The organism is Devosia riboflavina, assembly GCF_000743575.1.
GTDB lineage: Bacteria > Pseudomonadota > Alphaproteobacteria > Rhizobiales > Devosiaceae > Devosia > Devosia riboflavina.
Genome location: NZ_JQGC01000010.1, coordinates 83,695 through 104,065, shown reverse-complemented (window position 1 = coordinate 104,065; position 20,371 = coordinate 83,695). Strand labels below are relative to the sequence as shown.

Annotated in this window: 21 protein-coding genes and 1 tRNA gene; 12 read left to right on the top strand and 10 right to left on the bottom strand. The window is 61.1% G+C overall.

The genetic code is table 11. The features are described 5' to 3' along the window. Positions 1–74: 74 nt before the first annotated feature. Positions 75–728: a PAS domain-containing protein gene (locus JP75_RS12270; protein ID WP_035083274.1), complete on the bottom strand. Its 654-nt coding sequence runs from the start codon at positions 726–728 to the stop codon at positions 75–77. 182 nt (positions 729–910) lie between these two features. Between JP75_RS12270 and JP75_RS12265 the strand changes: the two genes are divergently transcribed. Further along, positions 911–1,648 (top strand): rhomboid family intramembrane serine protease, encoded by a 738-nt coding sequence (locus tag JP75_RS12265; RefSeq protein ID WP_035083273.1) that lies wholly within the window; start codon positions 911–913, stop codon positions 1,646–1,648. Positions 1,649–1,909: 261 nt separating this feature from the next. Continuing rightward, positions 1,910–3,703, top strand: coding sequence for a hypothetical protein (locus JP75_RS12260; RefSeq protein ID WP_035083272.1), 1,794 nt, complete (start codon positions 1,910–1,912; stop codon positions 3,701–3,703). A 219-nt stretch (positions 3,704–3,922) separates the two neighbouring features. Here the strand turns inward: JP75_RS12260 and JP75_RS12255 are convergent, their stop codons facing one another. The 6 genes from JP75_RS12255 to JP75_RS12230 form a co-directional block, all read right to left on the bottom strand. Further along, entirely contained in the window at positions 3,923–5,299 is a 1,377-nt protein-coding gene (locus tag JP75_RS12255) for a phosphohexomutase domain-containing protein (RefSeq protein WP_035083270.1), read from the bottom strand. 10 nt (positions 5,300–5,309) lie between these two features. Next, positions 5,310–5,744 (bottom strand): alternative ribosome rescue aminoacyl-tRNA hydrolase ArfB, encoded by a 435-nt coding sequence (gene arfB, locus JP75_RS12250; protein WP_425277282.1) that lies wholly within the window; start codon positions 5,742–5,744, stop codon positions 5,310–5,312. 12 nt (positions 5,745–5,756) lie between these two features. Beyond that, positions 5,757–5,981: a hypothetical protein gene (locus JP75_RS12245; RefSeq protein ID WP_035083268.1), complete on the bottom strand. Its 225-nt coding sequence runs from the start codon at positions 5,979–5,981 to the stop codon at positions 5,757–5,759. Between the two features lie 2 nt (positions 5,982–5,983). Then, positions 5,984–7,972, bottom strand: a complete 1,989-nt coding sequence (gene thrS / locus JP75_RS12240; protein WP_035083267.1) for a threonine--tRNA ligase — start codon at positions 7,970–7,972, stop codon at positions 5,984–5,986. Positions 7,973–8,246: 274 nt separating this feature from the next. Then, the gene (gene yidD / locus JP75_RS12235) at positions 8,247–8,558 is read right to left on the bottom strand and encodes a membrane protein insertion efficiency factor YidD (protein ID WP_152565824.1); all 312 of its coding nucleotides are present in this window, start codon (positions 8,556–8,558) and stop codon (positions 8,247–8,249) included. Then, on the bottom strand, positions 8,558–9,010 hold the full coding sequence (locus JP75_RS12230; RefSeq protein ID WP_035083263.1) for an iron-sulfur cluster assembly scaffold protein: 453 nt from the start codon (positions 9,008–9,010) through the stop codon (positions 8,558–8,560). The genes yidD and JP75_RS12230 overlap by 1 nt, the downstream gene beginning before the upstream one ends. A gap of 144 nt (positions 9,011–9,154) precedes the next feature. Between JP75_RS12230 and folE the strand changes: the two genes are divergently transcribed. The 3 genes from folE to hisI all read left to right on the top strand — a co-directional run bounded on the left by folE (position 9,155) and on the right by hisI (position 11,342). After that, positions 9,155–9,778 carry a GTP cyclohydrolase I FolE gene (gene folE / locus JP75_RS12225; RefSeq protein ID WP_035083261.1) on the top strand — a complete coding sequence of 208 codons (624 nt, stop codon included), beginning with the start codon at positions 9,155–9,157 and terminating at the stop codon, positions 9,776–9,778. Positions 9,779–9,993: 215 nt separating this feature from the next. Next, entirely contained in the window at positions 9,994–10,827 is an 834-nt protein-coding gene (locus JP75_RS12220; RefSeq protein WP_035083259.1) for an AraC family transcriptional regulator, read from the top strand. A gap of 62 nt (positions 10,828–10,889) precedes the next feature. Beyond that, positions 10,890–11,342 (top strand): phosphoribosyl-AMP cyclohydrolase, encoded by a 453-nt coding sequence (gene hisI / locus JP75_RS12215; RefSeq protein ID WP_035083460.1) that lies wholly within the window; start codon positions 10,890–10,892, stop codon positions 11,340–11,342. Positions 11,343–11,510: 168 nt separating this feature from the next. Here hisI and JP75_RS12210 read toward each other — a convergent pair whose 3' ends face one another. Then, positions 11,511–12,485, bottom strand: a complete 975-nt coding sequence (locus tag JP75_RS12210) for a hypothetical protein (RefSeq protein ID WP_035083457.1) — start codon at positions 12,483–12,485, stop codon at positions 11,511–11,513. Between the two features lie 168 nt (positions 12,486–12,653). On the opposite strand from JP75_RS12210, the gene JP75_RS12205 reads away from it, so the two are divergent. The 3 genes from JP75_RS12205 to JP75_RS12195 all read left to right on the top strand — a co-directional run bounded on the left by JP75_RS12205 (position 12,654) and on the right by JP75_RS12195 (position 15,392). Next, a complete protein-coding gene (locus tag JP75_RS12205) occupies positions 12,654–13,232 on the top strand; it encodes a nitroreductase family protein (protein ID WP_035083257.1) in 579 nt (192 codons plus the stop codon). 75 nt (positions 13,233–13,307) lie between these two features. Then, on the top strand, positions 13,308–14,108 hold the full coding sequence (locus JP75_RS12200; RefSeq protein WP_051960651.1) for a transglycosylase SLT domain-containing protein: 801 nt from the start codon (positions 13,308–13,310) through the stop codon (positions 14,106–14,108). A gap of 78 nt (positions 14,109–14,186) precedes the next feature. Beyond that, positions 14,187–15,392 carry a DUF2336 domain-containing protein gene (locus JP75_RS12195; protein ID WP_035083255.1) on the top strand — a complete coding sequence of 402 codons (1,206 nt, stop codon included), beginning with the start codon at positions 14,187–14,189 and terminating at the stop codon, positions 15,390–15,392. Positions 15,393–15,398: 6 nt separating this feature from the next. Here JP75_RS12195 and JP75_RS12190 read toward each other — a convergent pair whose 3' ends face one another. Both JP75_RS12190 and JP75_RS12185 read right to left on the bottom strand, forming a co-directional pair. Then, a complete protein-coding gene (locus tag JP75_RS12190; RefSeq protein WP_035083249.1) occupies positions 15,399–16,175 on the bottom strand; it encodes an NAD kinase in 777 nt (258 codons plus the stop codon). A gap of 230 nt (positions 16,176–16,405) precedes the next feature. After that, complete coding sequence (locus tag JP75_RS12185; RefSeq protein ID WP_035083248.1) at positions 16,406–16,834, bottom strand: hypothetical protein; 429 nt, start codon at positions 16,832–16,834, stop codon at positions 16,406–16,408. Positions 16,835–17,010: 176 nt separating this feature from the next. Between JP75_RS12185 and JP75_RS26570 the strand changes: the two genes are divergently transcribed. The 4 genes from JP75_RS26570 (at position 17,011) to cysN (ending at position 20,368) form a co-directional block, all read left to right on the top strand. Further along, entirely contained in the window at positions 17,011–17,169 is a 159-nt protein-coding gene (locus JP75_RS26570; RefSeq protein WP_160194684.1) for a hypothetical protein, read from the top strand. Positions 17,170–17,225: 56 nt separating this feature from the next. Continuing rightward, positions 17,226–17,301 (top strand) — tRNA-Thr (locus tag JP75_RS12180). A gap of 269 nt (positions 17,302–17,570) precedes the next feature. Beyond that, complete coding sequence (gene cysD, locus JP75_RS12175; RefSeq protein ID WP_035083246.1) at positions 17,571–18,479, top strand: sulfate adenylyltransferase subunit CysD; 909 nt, start codon at positions 17,571–17,573, stop codon at positions 18,477–18,479. Between the two features lie 14 nt (positions 18,480–18,493). Next, the gene (gene cysN / locus JP75_RS12170) at positions 18,494–20,368 is read left to right on the top strand and encodes a sulfate adenylyltransferase subunit CysN (protein ID WP_084587652.1); all 1,875 of its coding nucleotides are present in this window, start codon (positions 18,494–18,496) and stop codon (positions 20,366–20,368) included. Positions 20,369–20,371 lie beyond the last annotated feature (3 nt).

The following is a 20,371-nucleotide window of genomic DNA, read 5'->3' as shown; positions in this document are numbered from 1 at the left end:
CGCGATGCGCATTCCGCCTGAAAGCAACGCCCTGACAGAGAGATAGGCGACCGGGAGACCCGGTCGCACCAGCCTTAGTTGCGGCCGCCGTCGATCACGGCGAGGTGCGCATAGCGGCGCGCGCTGCGGCCGTAGAGCGTCGTCGGCATGGCCATGCTGGAAGCGGCCGGCGCAAAGCTGACATCGTTCACCACACTGGCGGCAACGTCGGGCATCGATTCCTCGCGCGGCATTTCATCCGGCCAGATCAGGCGCAGACCGGTGATCCGCTGCTCGGTGATCGGCTGCACGCCGAGCCAATAGGGTTCTTCCGTGGCCGTCATGCCGCCCAGAATGCGCGTGTGGCTGGAGCCATTGTGACGCAGCGGCATCAGGATCATCTCGAAGGATGTCTTGGTGTGGAGCGCCGTCGAGCCCTGGAAGGTCACAAGCGCCACGGCGTGATCTTCGGTCACGGCGCGGATCAGCGTTTCCATCGCATCCTGGTCGCGGTCGTGCCAGAGCGCGGAGAAGGAGCGGCCCTTCAATTCGCGGCAATAGCTGGTGCAAAGGTGCGAGCCGGCGAGGCGGAAGGAGAACTTGTCCTCATCATTGAGTTCGAGGATGAAGGTATTGGCCAGGGCCTCGCGAATGCGGGTGGGATCGATGTCCTTACGGTCGGGCGCGCTGCGGGCGCCACGAATCGTGTTCCAATAGGTATAGAGCGTATTGGTGCTCGGCATCTGCATGGTAGGACCCGCTTGTTCATAAGCGGCATCCGATCTCCGTGAGAGAGTCTCGCCGCGCCGACGACAATGGCAAATCGGCAGGGCGATTGCCCGCTTAAACATTAATTAAGGTTAACGCCGCTGTCCCAATGTGGAAAAGCTTTGCGTAAGCCGCGCAGCACAGGGTTTTAGGGAGAAAATCGATGAGCGAACCCGAGCAAATGCCCGGTTCCCAAGGCCGCCCGCCGCGCGAGCCGATCTTCCTTCTGCCCAATGCCGTAACGGCTTTGGTCGGCGTTTTGGTCGCGATTCACCTGGCAGCAACCATGGTGCTTAACGAGGCGGGACAGACTCAGCTCTATTTCTGGTTCGCCTTCCAGCCGCTGCGTATCGTTTTGGCACCGCAGGATATCTCCGTCGCGATTCCCTTGCTCTGGACGCCGTTTTCCCATGCCTTCCTCCATGGCGGCTGGGATCATCTGCTCGTCAACGTGGCTTGGCTTGTCATCTTCGCCAGCCCGGTTGTCCGGCGCTATGGGGCAGGGCCCATGCTGGCGATCTTTCTCGTTTCGGCCGCCGCCGGCGCCGCCGCCTTCGCGGCAACCTCGCTCTATTCCGGCGCCTATCTCATCGGCGCCTCTGGCGGCGTTGCCGGCCTAACCGGTGCTGCCGTCCGGTTCATCTTCCAGCCGGTGCTCTACGCGCAACACCCCGAGACCGGCCAGCGCGTGGTCCTCGGCCGGCGCCTCGCCAGCTTGCGCGAGGTTTTCGTCAATCCGCGCTCCCGATTCTTCACGCTGATCTGGCTGGTCCTCAACGCCGCCGTGCCCCTCGCACCGCTGCTCATGGGCGCCAGCCTCGGCGTCGCCTGGCAGGCGCATCTCGGCGGCTTCTTTGCCGGCCTTCTCATGGTCGGGCTCTTCGAGCGGAAGCACTCGTAGATTCTGCGCGGCGCAACCAGTCCTTCGTCATTGCCGGGCTTGTCCCGGCAATCCATCTCACCTCCGCTGGGGACCACCGGGACAAGCCCGGTGGTGACGACGGGGCGGTGAGGCGACGGGCACCAACCGCCACTCCCGCAAACCCCAAAACCCCGTCGTCACACCACTTGCATTTGCCTGCCCGAAAATAGGCCTATATGCCTTAAAGCCGAGACAGTTGGGCGGCATGGTGCTGGCGTCGCCTGCAATTGGGAGAAAACCATGACTTTGAACATCGTCACCAGGCGTGGCCTGGCAGGGATCGCCGCAGCATGTCTAGTCAGCGTTGCGCTGCCCGCTGCGCCGGCAATGGCGCAGAAGGTCAAGACCAAGCCTGCCGAGCAGGCGGCAGCGTCAGAACCCGCAGAATTCTCCGTTTCCATTCCCAGCGTCGACGCGGTTGATTCCAGCATCGATGCAGACACCATCAAGGCGATTCTCAGCGGTGCGCTGGTCGAAAACGCCGATGCGCTCGCCGGCCTCAATGCATCAAGCATCACGGTTCCGGAAATCGTCCTGACGGTCACCTCCACCGTCGATGGCACAAAGGAAGAAGGCGTTCTCACCTTCACCAATCTCGTCCTTGAAGACGTGGTCGATGGCGTCGCCGCCAGCGCGAGCCTCGAAGGCTCCAGCTTCGATGTCGAGGACGGTCATGCCGAAATGGGCAGCACCTCGGCCACCAACTTCAATATCGGCGGCATGCTCGGCATTTATGGCCTCGTCGATGCCGGCGGCTCCACCGAGATGGAAACGCTCTATGCCGATTTCCTGATGGAAGGCGGCACGTTCGAAGCGGAAGACGTCAGTTGCGAATTCGGTCCGGTCAGCGGCGCCGAAGTTCGTGGCCGTCCGATCGAGACCTCTTTCGTCGAGATCATGACGCTTGCCCAGCAGATGGAAGACGACCCGGAAATGGCCGATCCGGCCTTGATGGGCAAATTCATGCGCATGTATGCCGATATCCTCACGGCCTTCGAGAGCTCGGAATTCACCTTTGACGGTTTTTCCTGTTCCGGCACCGATGACGACGGCCGCCCGATGACCTTCGAAATCGGCAATATGACCATGGCCGGCATGTCGCCGGGCATCTATCCGCAGATTTCGATGAACGACTTCCTGATCAATGTGGAAGGCGACGGCTCGATTACCCTGGGCAATTTCACCCTCAAGCAATTCGACCTGTCCTCCACCATCGCCGCCCTGGCCGGCGCTCCGGAAGAGGTCGACGAAGCCTGGCTCGAAGCCAATGCCCGCGCCCTGATCCCGGCCTTTGACGGTTTCTCGTTCGCGGGTCTCGCCATCGATATTCCCGATCCGGACGCCGATGGCGAACGCATCGTGGCCGATATTGACGATTTCGACCTGTCGCTCGCGAGCTATATCAACGGCATCCCCAGCGTCATCGATACCTCCGCCAGCGGCATCCGCGCCGCACTGCCGGAGGATACCCAGGACGAGCAGCTCCAGCAGTTGATCGCCCTTGGCATCACCAAGATCGACGCCGGCTTCCGCCTCGCCGCTGCCTGGAATGCCGATACCAGCAGCATCGATGTTGAGGAAGTTTCCGTCTCGGGCGTCGACCTCGCGACCGTCGTTCTCTCCGGCACCATCGCCAACGCCACCGAAGCCCTGTTCTCGCTCGATGAAAACGAAGCCCTGATGGCCGGCATGGGCGTCGCCATCAAGGCGCTCAACCTCGATGTCACCGATGCCGGCCTCTCCGACATCATCCTGGCCGCCGCCGCCGCGGAACAGGGCGCCGACCCAGCCACCCTGCGCCCGGTCTTCGCTGGTCTTGCCGAAGGCACCGTCATCGGCATGATGGCCGGCGCTGCTGACGCGGCCAAGCTTGGCGCGGCGATCAACCAGTTCGTTAGCGGCACGGCCAAATCGCTCAATATCGGCATCGAAGCCAAGACCGACCCCGGCCTCGGCATGGTCGATTTCATGACCGCCGAAGAAGACCCGACCACCCTGATCGGCAAGGTCAACATCACCGCCTCGACCAAGTAAGAATCAAAAGGGGCGGCCATTGGCCGCCCCAAACGTTTCGGTAGTTAGCTACCTGCGATCTCCCACCAGCCACGGTGTCATCCCGCGAAAGCGGGGACCTTCGTTTCTGGGCAAAACCAATACTTCCCGCTCTCGCGTGAACAAAGGCACCACAGTAACCCTCATGGTGAGGCGCTTTGCAAAGCAAAGCCTCGAACCACGAGGGCGTGCCCCGATACTTCAGCGAACCGCCTTCTCCAGCGCCGCCATAGACCAAGCCAGCAGTTCCTTCGCCCGCGCTTCCGTCCCAGCCTCGACATAGGACCGCAGCTCCGGCGCATTCCCCGAAGCCCGGAAATGCACGGTCTCTCCGCTCGTCAGGTGAAACTGCAATCCATCGATCGCATTCACATCGGCGATCTCATTGGGCGCGAAGACTTCGGCGGCATAGGCCGCATCCTTCTGCAACCGATCGAGGAACGGACCACTCCGCTCTGCCGGCACATTCTGCAGCCGATCCGCCACCGCCACCTGCAGCGGCAGGCGCGACACGAGTTCGGCCACCGAAATCTTCTCCCGTGCAGCCAGCCCCAGCACCGCAATAGCGGGCAGGATGGCATCGCGCGTCGGCAGCGCCATCAGGTCAAACCCATTGCCCACGAACGTGCCGCCATTGGCCTCAAAGCCCACGACCTTCTCGGCCTTTTCCATTTCGGCAACGACGAAAGGCGAGCCCACGCGCGTCCGCACGACCTGGTCAAAATATCCAGTATGCTCGATGGCCGAATTGGACGTCACCGGCGTCACCACCGTCTTGGCGTCGAGGAACCGCGCTGCCAGCAGGCCCAGTGCGTCGCCGCGCACGAAATTGCCACTCCCATCCATCACCAGCGGCCGATCCGCATCGCCATCGGCCGAGATGATCGCGTCAAGTTTCTGATCCCGAACCCAGCCGGGCAGGGGAGCAAACAGGGCATCCGAAAACGCCTCGGTATCCACCGGCACAAAGACGTCGCTTCGCCCCAGCGACACGACCTGCGCGCCAAGTGCCGCCAGCACTTCGCCCATCAGTTCCCGCGACACTGTAGAGTGCTCGAAAACCCCGACCCTGACGCCTTCGAGCGCACCGACCGGCAGCAGATCCACGCATCGATCTCGATAGGCTTCCAGCGTTTCCTCGAATTCATCGAGTACCGATTCATCGTAGTCCGGCACGTCGGCATCCGACAGCGCTGCAACGATTCCCTGCTCATCTGATTTGCTGACCTCACCGGCCGGCTTGTAAAACTTCAGCCCATTACGGTCCGCCGGAATATGGCTCCCTGTGATCATCACAGCCGCGCTCTGCGTTGTCATCGCCTGCAACGCCAAAGCCGGCGTCGGCACCGCGCCGCAATCCACGGGCTCGAACCCGGCATGCGCAATCGCGGCCAGGCAATCCTCGGCAATCTCCGGGCTCGATGGCCGGAGGTCATATCCCACCAGCACGCGCCCGCCTGCCATTTGCCCTGAAGCCTGCAAATGCTTGAGGAACGCCGCCACATAGCGCCGCGCCGGCTGCCCCTGCAGATCAACGACAAGCCCGCGCACGCCGCTCGTTCCAAATTTGAGGCTCATGAAAGTAGTCCTATTCGTCAACGCGAGGCCGTCCACGGCCCTGCTTGATTCCCGATCTATTGGTTTTGGCGTCTAGCCGCCGCGTCTTGGAGGCAAGGGTAGGGCGCGTCGCAATTCGCGGCTTGGGCGGGTAAGCCCCTTCGCGCAGCAGCGCCACAAGCCGCGCCTGCGCTTCCGCCCGATTGAGCGGCTGGTCGCGATGAATATTGGCCAGAATGACAATGACGCCGTCCTTGGTCAGCCGGCTCCCCGCCAGCGCGGCCACACGCCGCTTCATCGGCTCTGGAATGTTGGGAGAATTTTGGAGGTCAAAGCGCAGTTGCACCGCGCTTGCGACCTTGTTGACGTTCTGCCCGCCGGCACCTGTGCCGCGCACGAACGTCTCCTCGATCTCATTAGGATCGATCGAAACGGAGCGGGTAATGGCGATTGGGTCTGCCACGATCCCGCTCCTCTCTTAGCGTTTCCAGCGTCCGGTGAAATAGACCTCTTCATCATGAATGATGCGGCCCTTTTCGGTCGTCCGGAATTTTCCGGGCTCGACCTCTTCCACCCATTTCTTCTTCAGCATGCCGGCAAAAGTCTTCTCGCCGATATCCTTGAAGTCATCCGGGCCGAGGACATTGTCCTCGCCCAGATGAAAGAGCGCCTTCATTTCGCGATTGGACGGACGCTGCGGCATTCTTAAGCTGCCTGCGCCTTGTCCTTGAGATCCGGCGGGGTCGCCTCGGCCATCAGCGCAACGATCGCTTCCATCGACGGTAGAACCTGCTGGCCCTCGGTACCCAGGCGACGCACGGAAACCGTGCCTTCCTCAGCCTCGCGCTTGCCCACCACGAACATCAGCGGCACCTTCTGCACCGAGTGCTCGCGCACCTTGTAGTTGATCTTCTCGTTGCGGGTATCGAGCTCGGCTCGAATGCCCACGGCCTTCAACTGGTTCACCAGCTTCTGGCCATATTCATCCGCTTCCGAAACGATGGTCGCCACGACAACCTGGGTCGGCGCCAGCCACATCGGCATCTTGCCGGCATGGTTTTCAATGAGAATGCCGATGAAGCGCTCGAGCGATCCCAATATTGCGCGATGCAGCATCACGGCAAACTGCCGGCTACCGTCCTCGGCCACATAGGTCGCACCAAGGCGCTCGGGCAGCACATAGTCGAGCTGCAGCGTACCAACCTGCCAGGAGCGACCGATCGCATCCTTGAGATGGAATTCGAGTTTCGGTGCATAGAACGCGCCTTCGCCTTCGGCGATCTCGAAGTCATAGCCGGTCGCGCGCAGGGCATCGCCCAGCGCCTTCTCGGCCGCATCCCAACGCTCGATGGTGCCACCGTACTTCTCCGGCCGCGTCGCGAGCTTGATGACGACATTGTCGAACCCGAGGTGCCCATAAACCGAATAAAGCAGGTGCACGAAGTGCTCCGTCTCGCTCTGAATCTGGTCCTCGCGGCAGAAGATATGCGCGTCGTCCTGGGTCATCTGCCGCACGCGCATCAGGCCATGGAGCGCACCATGGGCCTCGTTGCGGTGACAGCAGCCGAACTCGGCCATACGCAGCGGCAGGTCGCGATAGCTCTTGATGCCCTGGTTGAAGATCTGCACATGAGCCGGGCAGTTCATCGGCTTCAGCGCCAAGAGGTCGCCTTCGTTCTCGAAGATCGGCCTGTCATCTTCCGTGTTCGGCACCTGATCGGGCACCACGAACATGTTTTCGCGATACTTGCCCCAGTGGCCGGACATTTCCCAGAATTTGGAATGCATCAACTGCGGCGTCTTCACTTCCACATAGCCCGAGGAATTGAGACGACGACGGATATAGGCTTCCATCTGGTTGTAGATGACGAAACCGCGCGGGTGCCAGAAGACCGACCCCTGCGCCTCGGCCTGGAAGTGGAAGAGATCCAGGTCCTGGCCAATCTTGCGATGGTCGCGCTTCTCCGCTTCTTCCATCATAAGAAGGTAAGCGTCGAGCTCTTCCTTGGTGGCAAAAGCAGTGCCGTAAATGCGGCTCAGCACTTCGCGATTGCTGTCGCCACGCCAATAGGCGCCGGCCACCTTGGTCAGCTTGAACGCCTGGCCGACATCCTTCACGGTCCGCATATGCGGGCCGCGGCAAAGGTCCTTCCACTGGCCCTGAGCATACATCTTGATCGACTGGTCAGCCGGAATGGCGTCGACCAACTCGACCTTGAAGGCCTCGCCCTTGGCTTCGAACCAGTCTTTGGCCTGGTCGCGTGTCCACACTTCCTTGGTGAAGGCCGCACCACGCTCGATGATTTCGCTCATCTTCTTTTCGATGACGCGCAGCTCATCTTCCGTGAACGGACCAGCCGGCCGGTAGAAGTCATAGTAGAAGCCGTTCTCGATCACGGGACCAATGGTCACCTGCGTATCGGGCCAAAGCTCCTGCACGGCCTCGGCCAGCACGTGGGCTGCGTCATGGCGAATGAGTTCGAGCGCATCCTTGGAACCGGAATCGCGCGTCACGAACTCAATCTTGCCATCGGCGTCGAGCGCATCCGAAAGATCGGAGAGCACGCCGTTCCAGCGCATGGCGATGGTCTTCTTGGCCAGGCTCTTGGAGATCCCTTCGACCACGGTGGTGCCGGTGGTGCCGCGCGGATATTCGCGAGCTGCACCATCGGGGAACGTCACCTTGATCGACATTTTCAGTCTCCAGAAATTAGGAATATGCAGCGCCAATCGCTGCAAGGCGGCCTGAATAGCATGCTTTTCGCGCCGTGCCAGCCCTTGCAAGGACAAAGCGGACACGGCGGGCGCCTTTCGGTACGAGCCCGCGCCATTTGGCGGATGGCTGGGAATTTCCTCCCGTCGTCATTGCCGGGCTTGTCCCGGCAATCCATCTCCCCGCGGCCTGGATCGCCGGGACAAGCCCGGCGATGACGAAAGATGGGGGGGGGCCGCGCAGGAAGAGGTCCGCTTACTTCCACCGACCATAGGTCCAAGGCCGATACCATCTTGCCTCGGCCGGCACAGCCTCCGGCACCGGGTCATAGCCATGCGTACCGCCCGGCCGGCACCGCACAAACCGCGAAAGCCCCATCCAGCCGCCCGGCCAGAAACCGAATTGCCAGATCGCATCCCGCGTATATTCCGAACAGGTCGGCAGGTGACGGCAGGTCCGTCCCGCGAAAGCAGAGAGCGTGTAGCGATAGATCGTGATCAAAAGGATCGCCGCGATCTTGAACGGAAAATCGATCGCCCGCAGCACATAGGCCATAACGTTCTGCATCAGGTTTGTGGCGTAAGATTTTGTTCTGAAGATGCTTTCTCTATCGCATCAACAACGGCATCAAACACCAGCAGCGTAGAAGCATGCCGCGCCGGAAACTCGCGCACCGGCTCAAGAAAGGCCAGGTCCGACCACTTTCCATTCGGCGGCGCGCCCGCGGCCTTCAGCATCTCCCGCATCTGCCTTGCCAATGCCAGAAAATCATCGGCCCGTGTCCCGACGATTTCCCGTGCCACGATGGCCGCCGACGTCTGCCCCAGCGCGCAGGCAGAAACCTCGTGCCCATAGCCGGTAATGACACCATCGCTCACGACGATATCCACCTCGATCACCGAGCCACAGATGCGGCTGACTTTTCGCGATGAGGCATCTGGCGCAGGCAACCGCCCGGGCTGAACTGCGTTTGCGGCGATGTCGAGAATCTTGTCCGAATAAAGCTCAATCAGCGCCATAGAGAAAATCTGGCTTCTTGTTCCCGTCTTGTGCTCCTTCTATATAGAGGGTCCGACACGGACTGCCAGAGCCAAGCGCTTTCTTGTGGTCCAAACTGCCGGCGACACCGTAGTGCCTTCGGTTCCCGAGTTAGGAGTGATCCATTGGACGCGACCGTAAAGCTGCCCTTTCCCGCGCCTGCCACGTCCACTTCTCTGCCACGCCCCAGCCGCGAAGAGGCGGAAGCCGCCGTTCGCACGCTGATTGCCTGGGCCGGCGATGACCCGACTCGCGAAGGGCTTCTCGAAACGCCGGCACGTGTCGCCAAGGCCTATGAAGAGCTTTTTGCCGGCTACGGCCAGGACGCCAAGGAAGTCCTGTCCAAAATGTTCCGCGAGGTCGGCGGTTACGACGATATCGTTTTCGTGCGCGATATTCCGTTCTATGCCCATTGCGAACACCACATGGTGCCCTTCTTCGGCAAGGCCCATATCGCCTATCTGCCGCACGACGGCGTCGTCGGCCTCTCCAAGCTCGCGCGTCTGGTGGAAGTGTTTGCCCGTCGCCTGCAGACCCAGGAAACCATGACGGCGCAGATCATCGACGCCATCAACGAAAACCTCGGTCCCCGCGGCGCTGCCGTCATGCTCGAAGCCGAGCATATGTGCATGACCATGCGCGGCGTTCGCGCCCATGACGTGAAGACGATCACCCATCGCTTCACCGGCGTTTTCGCCGAAGACCGCGTCGAGCAGGACCGTTTCTTTGCGATGATTTCCCGCCGCTGAAGGGCCGGCCTTACCGAAGGGCCCGTTCCACCCTCGATTGTCACCCCGGCGAAGGCCGGGGCCCATCCTGAGATCTCGAGTTGGGCCCCGGCCTTCGCCGGGGTGACAGCTAGTGGTAGGACGTAGTGCGGGCAAGTCGATCCCGATGACAAGCGCGATCAAATGCGCTTGTTCCCATTATGGCATAGACTACCCGTCTCAAGCGGGTTCATGCCATGTCAGTCGTCTCCAAAATGCTCTGGGTTCTCGAAAGCCGCTCGCGCGAGCCGCTGGGGCTCGATGAGCTTGCGGAAGTGACCGGGCTGTCCAAAAGCTATCTCTCGCGCATCTTTCCCCTGGTGACCGGCTATTCGGTCACGGCCTATCTGCGGGCAAGACGCCTGAGCGATGCGGCCCGCCAATTGGCCGAAGGCGCTCCCGATATTCTTTCGGTGGCGCTCGACGCCGGCTACAATTCGCATGAGGCATTCACCCGTGCTTTTGGCGACCAGTTCGGCGTCACGCCGCAAATGGTTCGACAAAGGCGCAATCTTGAAGGGATTACCCTTGTGGAGCCTCTAAGAATGGATGTTCAAGCTCAAGTCACCGTGGAACCACCCCGGTTCGAAAACCGCCCCGCCATGTATTTCGCCGGCATTGCCGAGCGTCACAACATGAACAATGCCGCGGGCCTGCCTGCCCAATGGCAGCGCTTCCAGCCGCATATTGGCCATATCGATGGGGCCATTGCGGGCGCCGCCTACGGCATCATCGGCGAGATTGCCGATGACCGGTTCGAATATGTCTCCGCCATGGAAATGCGCGCGGGGGCCGACGCACCGCCCGATCTCGAACTGGTTGCCGTGCCGGCGCTCAAATGGGCGCGTTTCGAGCACAAGGGCGACCTTTCCACCATCCGCCAAACCATCGGCGCCGGAGAAAAGTGGCTGACCGCCAATGGTTATGAAACGAGCGAGGCGACCTACAGCTTCCTCGAATATTATGGGCCAGCCTTCGATGGCCGCAGCGGCAGCGGCGATATCGAAATCTGGTTCGGCCTCAAGAGCTGAGGCACTGGCGCTCGGTCGTGATGCGCGCTACAGCCTCGGCTCCCGAGCCAGAGGTGCGCATCATGACCACTGCTTTCGCCGACCCCAAATCGCTGAGCCATGAAGAACTCGAAGAGGGCACGGTCTTCGCCCCGCGCTTCGATGCCCACGGCCTCATCACGGTCGTGACGATCGAGGAGGGCACCAAGGATGTCCTCATGGTCGCGCATATGAACGCCGAGACCCTCGCTCTGACCCTCGACACCGGCATCGCCCACTATTGGTCGCGTTCGCGAAAAGCCATCTGGAAGAAGGGTGAAACCTCCGGCGAGCTGCAGGAGGTCGTCGAGCTGCGCACCGATTGCGACCAGGATTGTCTCGTCATGACCGTCCGCCAGACCGGCCGCGGCGCCGCCTGCCACACCGGCCGCAAAAGCTGCTTCTACCGCAGCGTCGAGACCGAAAACGGCATCGCATGGCTGGAGGATACGGGGCTTCCGAGGTTGTTCGACCCGAAGGATGTCTACGGGAGGTAATTCGCAGAGCGGAGCCGTCATCCTCCGTCCTTCTCCTCCGTCGTCATTGCCGGGCTTGTCCCGGCAATCCATCTTGGGGAAGCTAGCCATCCTGCGGATGACATGGACCACCGGGACGGGCCCGGTGGTGACGATGGTGGGGAGTGGTGTGCCTAATCGGCCTAGCCCTCAGGCCCCGCCGTAAACGCTTGTCAGCACTTCGATTTCGCGCGACCCGCCCGAAACCACCTGCACTTCGCGATTGTAGACCTTCTCGCCCTGCTTGGCGAAAATCAGATAGTCGCCCTCAGCCAGCACCGTCGACGGAAACGCTCCGCGGTCCGTAAAAACCGTCGCCCCATCCGGCGTCTTCACCGTCCACTCGACGTCTGCAATAGCCTCGCCACCTTCTTCCGACACCAGCCGGAACGATACTTCGCTCGCATGATGGTAGAGCGTCGCGTCCGTCAGTTCGCCCGCTTCCACCCGCAAGTCGGCGCGCACCACGGCATTGATCGTCCCGAAATGCGAGACGATGTGATAGGTGCCGGCGTTAAGGGTGACGATGTCATTGGGCGGCAGGTTTTCCGCGATCAACACACGGCTGGCTTCTTCGCCCGCGGTAAAAATGTCGAAGCGCAATTGGGTCGGTGCGATCGGAATGTCGCCCGTCACAGCTGAATTCAGCCGCAAGGCGCCAGCTTCGAGGTCGACGACCTTTTCATTATTGCCCGGCACCACCGACAGGGATTCGCTGAGCTGCGCCCGCCCATAGGCCGCGTGCACCACATATTCGCCCGGGGGCAGATCGAGCCGCGCCGTCGATTCCTCTGATTTCGCGACCAGGGTCATATTCCCCTGCGCATCAGGCACGCTGTCGAACACGCGCCAGACGACACCTTCGGGAATCGACGGACCTTCCTGCGTGATCCTTGCGGTAAGCGTCACCGACTGCGGCACATTTGTTACCGCGGCGATCGCGTCTGCAGCCGTACCCGGTGCCGGTGCGGTCGGAGCCGGCGGCAGGTTGTTGGGGTCAGGACGCGGACGGGGCAGGGGCGGAATCTCGGCGCTTTCTTGCGCGAAGGAAACGGGAGCAGGGACGAGCGTCACGCTCGCAAAGCCGAGAATGGCACAGGCAATCAGGCGATATACAGGCAGCATGGTTGTTCGGGCCAATGGAGAAGGTCAGGGCGCCCCGACTCTTTCCAAGCTAGGGCACGATTACGGAAAAGCTGTGTCACACTCGGAACCGCTTGAAAACGGGTGCCGGTTTGGGTCAAAGCATTTTCCCAAGGCCCGCCCGTTTCAAGCAGCCCTCAAGGATAGACCATGCCCGTCAACCCAGCCCTGCGCGACCACCTTCTTACCCGCCGCTCCGTCGGTCAGGCCTTTCTCGCCGAACCCGCCCCGACCGGGGACGATCTGCAGACGCTGCTCACCATCGCGACGCGCGTTCCTGATCACGGCAAGCTTGCCCCCTGGCGTCTGGTCCTCTTCTCCGGCGATGCCCGTGCCGCCGCTGGCGAGAAGCTCGCCGAAATCGCCAAGCGCAAGCGCCCCGAACTCGATGAAGCCGGCCTCGACATCGAGCGCCGCCAGTTCTTGCCCGCGCCGCTCGTCATCGGCATCATCTCGACGGCGAAGCCACACGTAAAAATTCCCGAATTCGAGCAATTGCTTTCCGCCGGCAATGTCGCCTTCAATCTCGTCCACGGCGCCTATGCCCTCGGCTATGCCGCCACCTGGATCACGCGCTGGTACACTTTCGACACTGAAGCCGCCGCCATGCTCGGCGCCAAAGAGGGTGAGCGTTTCGTCGGTTTCGTCCATATCGGCACCCCGACGACGACCATCGAAGACCGTCCGCGTCCGGACCTGGCCGAAATCGTAACAGAATGGCGTCCGTGACAGTCTCGATATTAACAGTCTGTTAGCCATAATAATGCAGAGGTTAACGCATTAGTCGCTAACCGCAGGCTGTTCATGGGCGTCCAGTCCATCTCCGTTCCGCAGAACCTTGCCACCGCGCTCACCGCGGCCGGCAATCGCAGCGGCGTGGACTTTTCCTATCTTTTGCAGACGGCGATGCGCGAAAGCAGCCTCAACCCGTCTGCAAAAGCCAGCACCTCATCGGCGGTCGGCCTCTTCCAATTCCTCGAAGGCACCTGGTTGCAGGTGATGAAGCAGGAAGGCCCGCGGCTGGGCTACGGCAATATTGCCAATGAAATTCAACGCCGTAGCGATGGCAGCTACACGGTCGCCGACCCCTCGCGTAAAGCCGAAATTCTCAAACTGCGCGAAGATCCGCAGATCGCCGCCGACCTAGCCGCAGCCTTCACCCGTTCAAACGGCGAATACCTGAAATCCAGATTCGGTCGTAACCCCAGCGCCGGCGAACTCTATATCGCCCACTTCCTGGGAGCCGAAGGCGCCGAGCGCATGTTTAAGGCCGGCCTCGAAGACCCCGATCAGTTGGCGGTCAACCTCTTCCCCCGCCAGGCCGACGCCAACCAGGCGATTTTCTATAGCAACGGCCAGCCACGCACCATTCGCGACGTCTACCGCGCCCTCGTCGCCAAGCACGAAGGTGTTACAAATGCTGCGTTTTCTACCCAGCAGATGGCCGGGCAGGGCGGCAACCAGCCGGAACCGCTGCCCGTCGTTCCCTCGCGATTCTCGACGGAAAACATGTCCTTCACCGGCCTTTTCAAGACTGTTCCCGAAGACGCCGAAGCCCCACCGGCGGGCGGTTCCGCCTTCTTCACCCAGCTTTACGCCCGTTAACATCGGCTTGCCGTTTATGGTGAACGGTTCCTTAAATAGTCTCAGCTAGGCTTTCTCTGCTCGGGTGTGGAGAGAGTAATGATCGAGTATAGCGAGTTCGTCCGGCTGTCCCGGTCCAATGATAGCGATGAGCGCGGCCACGCTGCTCATCTGGCTGCTTTGGTTTTTCTCGACCACAATGGCCCCGCCGACGAACATGCAGCGCTTTACGCTGCGCTGATCAGTTTCCTCGACGACCCTTCCGTAAAAGTCCGCGCAGCGCTGGCCTATGGGCTATTGCATTCGCTCGATGCGCCGCGCCCGATCATGATCGCCCTACTGCAGGATAGTCCGATCATCTCGCGCGCGATTTTGCAGTATTCGCCGATACTTATCGATGCCGACCTGCTCGGCTGCGTCCGAAAGGGCGACCAGTCCATCTGGCTCGCCATAGCCCAGCGCAGCAAACTTTCGCCGCGCATTGCCGCCGAACTCATCGCCCGGCAGGATCGGAATATCACCGAACACGTCGTTCGCCGCGCCGACGTCTCCGTCGATTCCGAACTCCTGGTGGAATTGGCCCGAAGCCAAGGCCAGGACGCAAAAATGCGGGGCGCCTTGCTGTCCCGCCCGGACCTGCCCGCACCGGCACGCCTGATTCTGGTCCAGCGCGTCACCGAAGCCCTGCGGGAACTGCGTCTCGTCCGCGGTGCCCTGGCGCCGGATCGATTGGTCCGTTTGCTGCGCGATGGCTCGGACACGGCGCTATCCTCGATAGGTGAGAACGAAGCCTGCCAGCAAAGGCGCGATTTTGTTCAGGGACTGGTCGGATCGAGCCAGCTTAATTCGCGCATTCTTCTCCACGCGGTCGTCACCGGCCATGTCATGTTCTTCGCGTCCTGCATTGCCGAATTGGCCGAAGTGTCGCGCGAAAAGGTCTTTACCCTGCTCGAAAGTGGCAGCCGCGCCGCGCTTTGGGCGCTGTTCATGCGCGCCGGCATATCGGCCGACCTTGGTAAGGTATTGGTGCAGCTCGTGCTTTACGCGCGTACGGCAGACCTCGCAGACGATATCACCGCGCGGCACTATGTCGTTACAGCGCTGACCGAGGAACTGATCAACGACCATGACGGCGTGATTCCGCCGGCACTGGAAGAGACCTTTGCCTATCTCAGCGAGCAGAATATCGCGCTGGCGCGCAAGGCAGCACGCGGCGTGATGCGCGCCTTTGCCGAAACCACGCATCTCGCCATGGCATTGCCACCGGCAGCACGTGAACCGATGCTGGAATTGCCGGCCGCGTGAACGAGCCTAGAACTTGAACTGTTCGCTGAGCACGCGCTCTTCGAGGCTCTTGCCCGGATCGAAGAGCAGCGTCACGCCATGCGAGCGGTCCTCGCGCACCGTAACTTCGCGCACGTTCTGGATTTCGATATTGTCGGCGACAGCGCTGACGGGCCGCTTTTCGGCCTCGTGCAACACGAAGCGGACCTCTGCCCGGTTGCTCAGGATCGCGCCTCGCCAGCGACGCGGGCGGAAGGGTGAGATCGGCGTCAGCGCGAGCAATGGCGCCTCGATCGGTAGAATCGGGCCGTGCGCCGAAAGATTGTAGGCGGTCGAACCGGCAGGCGTGGACAGCAGAATCCCGTCGCAAATCAACTCGTCTAGGCGGATTTCATTGTCGACCGCAATCTGGATCTTGGCCGCCTGATGGGTCGAACGGAACAGCGAGACCTCGTTAAGGGCGAGGGCGATGCGGCGCTTGCCAGAGGCGTCGAGCACCTCCATCGACAGCGGGTAGATTTTCGTACGCTGCGCCGATTGCAGGCGCTGGACGATATCGGCCTCGGCATAGTCGTTCATCATGAAGCCGACCGAGCCAAAATTCATGCCGTAAACAGGTGTTCCATGCGGCATGACGCGGTGAAGCGTCTGCAACATCAGGCCGTCGCCCCCAAGAGCGATGACATAGTCGGCGTCGTCGATGGAAACGGTACCCAGAACCGCGCGGAGACGCTCCGCAGCGACCTCGGAACCAGGCGTTTCATTGGTCACAATCGCCACGCGAGGCAGTGCAGAACCGCTCACATTGCCCCCCGATCGAATTCAGACAGTGCCAAACGGCATTTCTTGTCGCTGCGCTTCGTCCGCGAATGGGTCGTGACCACCGAGTGCGAAGCGCTGCTTGAACACGGGGTCGCTAGTAGCAAAAGCGGGACCGAAAGGCGAGCGATAGCTTTTGGGAGCAGGGGAATTTCGGCTACGCAGGTCGAGAAAAGCAATCGCCCCCGTTTTGGCGGGGGCGATGCGTGTCCTGACTACCAGTTGGACTGAAAGTCCTGCGGACCCTTCCAGTCCGGGCCGTCATTGTCGGGATTTGTGAAGTCGCCAGGACCGGAGAAGCCGCCGCCCTTGCCAGCGACGGCACCACCGCCACCACCACCGCTGGAAATGGAGCTTTCATTGGGCAGGCCGATCACGCGATTGACAGCGATCTGGTTGTCGATGCCGGGCCAACGGCACTGAGCCTTGTTGACATCGATATAGGCGCAGGCGACCGGAACAGTCTGCGTCTGACAATGCAGGACATTGCCGTCGATGCTGAAGATGCCGCTATGCCTGTCGCAACGATCGGCAAAAATGCTGGCGGGCAGCTCGACATTGCGGGTGGCAGCCTGAGCGGGCAGGGCCGAAACAAGACCGGTGAAAGCGACGGCCAAAGAAAGCGAAAGGGCTGATATCTTCATGGTATTCTCCTCTGTTGTTTGAGCGCATCGGCGCTTCGATGGCGCACTTGCTAAAGGAGAGGACTTCACCTGGGCGTGAACTGCGTGTTTGGTTTGGGTTCAGGAACGAACGGGGCACTGGCCCCCGGGGAACTTCATCTGAGCTTGCGGGTTGGTCCCTGGAAAGGAGACCTGAGATGGAAAAGCAAAAGTCTTCGCCCGCACCCGTCGAGTCCCGACCGGGCCGCCAGATGGACGACAATGTCGATGATCTCGGGCACAAGGGAGAGAAGGAAGTGCTCGAGCAGCCCGTCGATCCCAAGAAAAAGGTGCCGGATAACACGCGACGCCAGTAGCGTTGCTCCAAGTGCCTTGCGGGTACCGATCCCCAATGCTAAACGGCCCTCAGCAAGCCGGTATAGCTCAGTTGGTAGAGCACCTGATTTGTAATCAGGGGGTCACGGGTTCGAACCCTGTTGCCGGCACCACGCTTCCTTCCACGCACAATATCTGGCCGCGCCTTTTTGTGGCGCGTAGAATTATTTTTGCGCATCTGCGGCTCGTGGCGAGCGGCATGAGGCCATGGCGGCTGTCGCCATGGAGAGCTTTATCAGTGGGCGAAGCAGCGCCGCACTATTTTGCCCCAAGCCCCTGAAACCCCAGCGTTTCAGGCATTTTCTAGCTTGCTGGGAAGGGGATTCCACAAGTAGGTACAAGCTTCATTTAGCGGATCGCCATCTTAACAGGCTGGACCAACGTGACCTCAACTCGTCTCACCCATCTGCAGTCTCTGGAAGCGGAAAGCATCGAGATTTTGCGCGAGGTTGCGGCGAGTTTCGAACGACCGGTGATGATGTATTCGATCGGCAAGGATTCGAGCGTCCTGCTGCATCTGGCGCGCAAGGCGTTTTTTCCCAGCAAGATTCCGTTTCCGCTCCTGCACGTCGATACGACGTTCAAGTTCAAGGAAATGATCGCCTTTCGCGACAGGACCGCTGAGGAATATGGGTTCGATCTTATCACCCATACCAATCAGGATGGCGTGCGCGACGGCATCAATCCCTTCGACCATGGCTCCTCGCGCTATACCGACATCATGAAAACAGCGGCGCTGCGCCAGGCGCTCAATGCCGGTCGCTATGATGCGGCGATCGGCGGGGCGCGGCGCGACGAGGAAAAGTCGCGCGCCAAGGAACGCGTCTTTTCGCACCGCAATGCCAGCCATGCCTGGGACCCGAAAAACCAGCGGCCTGAACTCTGGCGGACGTTCAATACGCGCCTCAATCCGGGCGAGAGCATGCGCATCTTTCCGATCTCCAATTGGACCGAATTGGACGTCTGGACCTATATTTACGACCAGAACATCCCGATCGTGCCACTTTATTTCGCCAAGCCCCGGCCGGTGGTCGAGCGCTCTGGCACGCTGATCATGGTCGACGATGAGCGTTTGCCTCTCGAACCCGGCGAGGCGCCGCGCCTCGAAACCGTGCGTTTCCGTACCCTTGGCTGCTATCCGCTGACCGGCGCCATCCGCTCCGACGCCGCCGACCTGCCGTCGATCATCATGGAAATGCAGGCAAGCCGCACCTCCGAGCGCGAGGGCCGGCTGATCGACAGCGATTCCGTCGGCTCGATGGAAAAGAAGAAGCAGGAAGGCTATTTCTGAGTATGACCCTTGCCATGGCCACGCCTGACACGAATCTCGACCTTTGGCTCTCCCAGCAGACCGACAAGTCGCTCCTGCGTTTCCTGACCTGCGGCAGCGTCGATGACGGCAAATCGACCCTGATCGGCCGGCTGCTCTATGACAGCCAGCTCATTCTCGACGATCAGCTCGCGAGCCTCAAAAAGGAAAGCCACAACCGCACGGTTGGCGACGAAGGCATCGACTTCTCGCTGCTGGTCGACGGTCTCGCCGCCGAACGCGAGCAGGGCATTACCATCGACGTGGCCTATCGGTTCTTCTCGACCGACAAGCGCAAATTCATCGTTGCCGACACGCCGGGCCACGAGCAGTACACCAGAAATATGGCGACCGGCGCCTCCAATGCCGACCTGGCTTTGCTGCTGGTCGATGCGCGCAAGGGCCTTCTCACCCAAACCCGCCGCCACAGTTTTATTCTGTCGCTGGTGGGCGTGAAGCATGTGGTTCTCGTCGTCAACAAGATCGACCTCGTTGGATACGACCAGGCGATTTTCGATCAGATCGAAGCGGACTATCGCGCCTTTGCCAGGGACCTGGGTTTTCAAACCCTCGCGGCCGTGCCGGTGTCGGCTCTTCGTGGCGACAATATCCTTGCCAACAGCGACCGCATGCCCTGGTTCAAAGGGACGCCGCTGGTGCCCTATCTCGAAACCATCGAGGTGGCTCAGGACAAGGCGGCGCAGCCGTTCCGTTTCCCGGTGCAGTGGGTCAATCGACCCAATCTCGATTTCCGCGGCTTTTCCGGCACCGTCGCTTCGGGCGAAGTGAAGGTCGGCGATGACGTTCTGGTTGCCGCATCACGCAAGCCGGCAAAGATTTCGCGGGTCGTCACCATGGACGGCGATCTCCACAGCGCCGTTGCCGGACAGGCGGTGACGCTGGTGCTCGATCGTGAAATCGACGTGTCACGTGGCGATGTGCTGGCCCATGCCGGCACCGTCCCGGAATTTTCCAACCAGTTCCAGGCGCGCCTGGTCTGGATGAACGATGAGCCCGCCTATCAAGGCCGCTCCTATCTTCTCAAGGTTGGCGCGCAGATCGTCCCCGCGACGATCACCGACATAAAATTCCGGACCAATGTGAATACGCTGGAGCATGTGGCGGCGAACAAGCTCGATCTCAACGAGGTCGGAACCGTTACCATAGCGACCGATCGCGCCATCGCTTTCGATCCCTATGCCGATAATCCGCTGACCGGCGGCTTTATCCTCATCGATCGACTTTCCAATGCCACGCTGGCCGCCGGCACAATCTCGTTCGGCCTGCGGCGCGCGCAGAATTTGACCTACCAATCCTTCGATGTGAACCGCCAAGTTCGTGCGGAGCAGAAGGGGCAGGAAGCGCAGATCGTCTGGTTCACCGGCCTTTCGGGTTCGGGTAAATCGACTATCGCTAACCTCCTTGAAAAGCGCCTGACGGCCGAAGGACGGCACTGCTACATCCTCGATGGCGACAATGTGCGCCACGGGCTCAACAAGGACTTGGGCTTTACCGAAGCAGCGCGCGTCGAAAACATTCGCCGCGTGGCGGAAGTGGCCAAGCTCATGGCCGATGCCGGCTTGATCGTGCTCGTGTCCTTCATCTCGCCCTTCGAGAAAGAGCGCCATCTGGCGCGGGAAATCGCCGGGGACATCCGCTTTACCGAAGTTTACGTGGACACGCCGCTCTCTGTGGCGGAGCAGCGCGACCCCAAGGGGCTCTACGCCAAGGCACGCCGCGGCGAGATCAAGAATTTCACCGGTATCGACAGCCCGTTCGAAGTGCCGAGTGCGCCCGATGTGACATTGCATGGCGGCCAGGAAGAACCTGCTGCCATGGCCGACAAGCTGCACGACTGGCTCAAAATCTGATGC

Coding starts and splice junctions, on each gene's coding strand:
- JP75_RS12270 (WP_035083274.1), bottom strand. CDS start 728: ATGCAGATGCCGAGCACCAATACGCTCTATACCTATTGGAACACGATT.
- JP75_RS12265 (WP_035083273.1), top strand. CDS start 911: ATGAGCGAACCCGAGCAAATGCCCGGTTCCCAAGGCCGCCCGCCGCGC.
- JP75_RS12260 (WP_035083272.1), top strand. CDS start 1,910: ATGACTTTGAACATCGTCACCAGGCGTGGCCTGGCAGGGATCGCCGCA.
- JP75_RS12255 (WP_035083270.1), bottom strand. CDS start 5,299: ATGAGCCTCAAATTTGGAACGAGCGGCGTGCGCGGGCTTGTCGTTGAT.
- JP75_RS12245 (WP_035083268.1), bottom strand. CDS start 5,981: ATGCCGCAGCGTCCGTCCAATCGCGAAATGAAGGCGCTCTTTCATCTG.
- thrS (WP_035083267.1), bottom strand. CDS start 7,972: ATGTCGATCAAGGTGACGTTCCCCGATGGTGCAGCTCGCGAATATCCG.
- yidD (WP_152565824.1), bottom strand. CDS start 8,558: ATGCAGAACGTTATGGCCTATGTGCTGCGGGCGATCGATTTTCCGTTC.
- JP75_RS12230 (WP_035083263.1), bottom strand. CDS start 9,010: ATGGCGCTGATTGAGCTTTATTCGGACAAGATTCTCGACATCGCCGCA.
- JP75_RS12220 (WP_035083259.1), top strand. CDS start 9,994: ATGTCAGTCGTCTCCAAAATGCTCTGGGTTCTCGAAAGCCGCTCGCGC.
- hisI (WP_035083460.1), top strand. CDS start 10,890: ATGACCACTGCTTTCGCCGACCCCAAATCGCTGAGCCATGAAGAACTC.
- JP75_RS12210 (WP_035083457.1), bottom strand. CDS start 12,485: ATGCTGCCTGTATATCGCCTGATTGCCTGTGCCATTCTCGGCTTTGCG.
- JP75_RS12205 (WP_035083257.1), top strand. CDS start 12,654: ATGCCCGTCAACCCAGCCCTGCGCGACCACCTTCTTACCCGCCGCTCC.
- JP75_RS12200 (WP_051960651.1), top strand. CDS start 13,308: ATGGGCGTCCAGTCCATCTCCGTTCCGCAGAACCTTGCCACCGCGCTC.
- JP75_RS12195 (WP_035083255.1), top strand. CDS start 14,187: ATGATCGAGTATAGCGAGTTCGTCCGGCTGTCCCGGTCCAATGATAGC.
- JP75_RS12185 (WP_035083248.1), bottom strand. CDS start 16,834: ATGAAGATATCAGCCCTTTCGCTTTCTTTGGCCGTCGCTTTCACCGGT.
- JP75_RS26570 (WP_160194684.1), top strand. CDS start 17,011: ATGGAAAAGCAAAAGTCTTCGCCCGCACCCGTCGAGTCCCGACCGGGC.
- cysN (WP_084587652.1), top strand. CDS start 18,494: ATGGCCACGCCTGACACGAATCTCGACCTTTGGCTCTCCCAGCAGACC.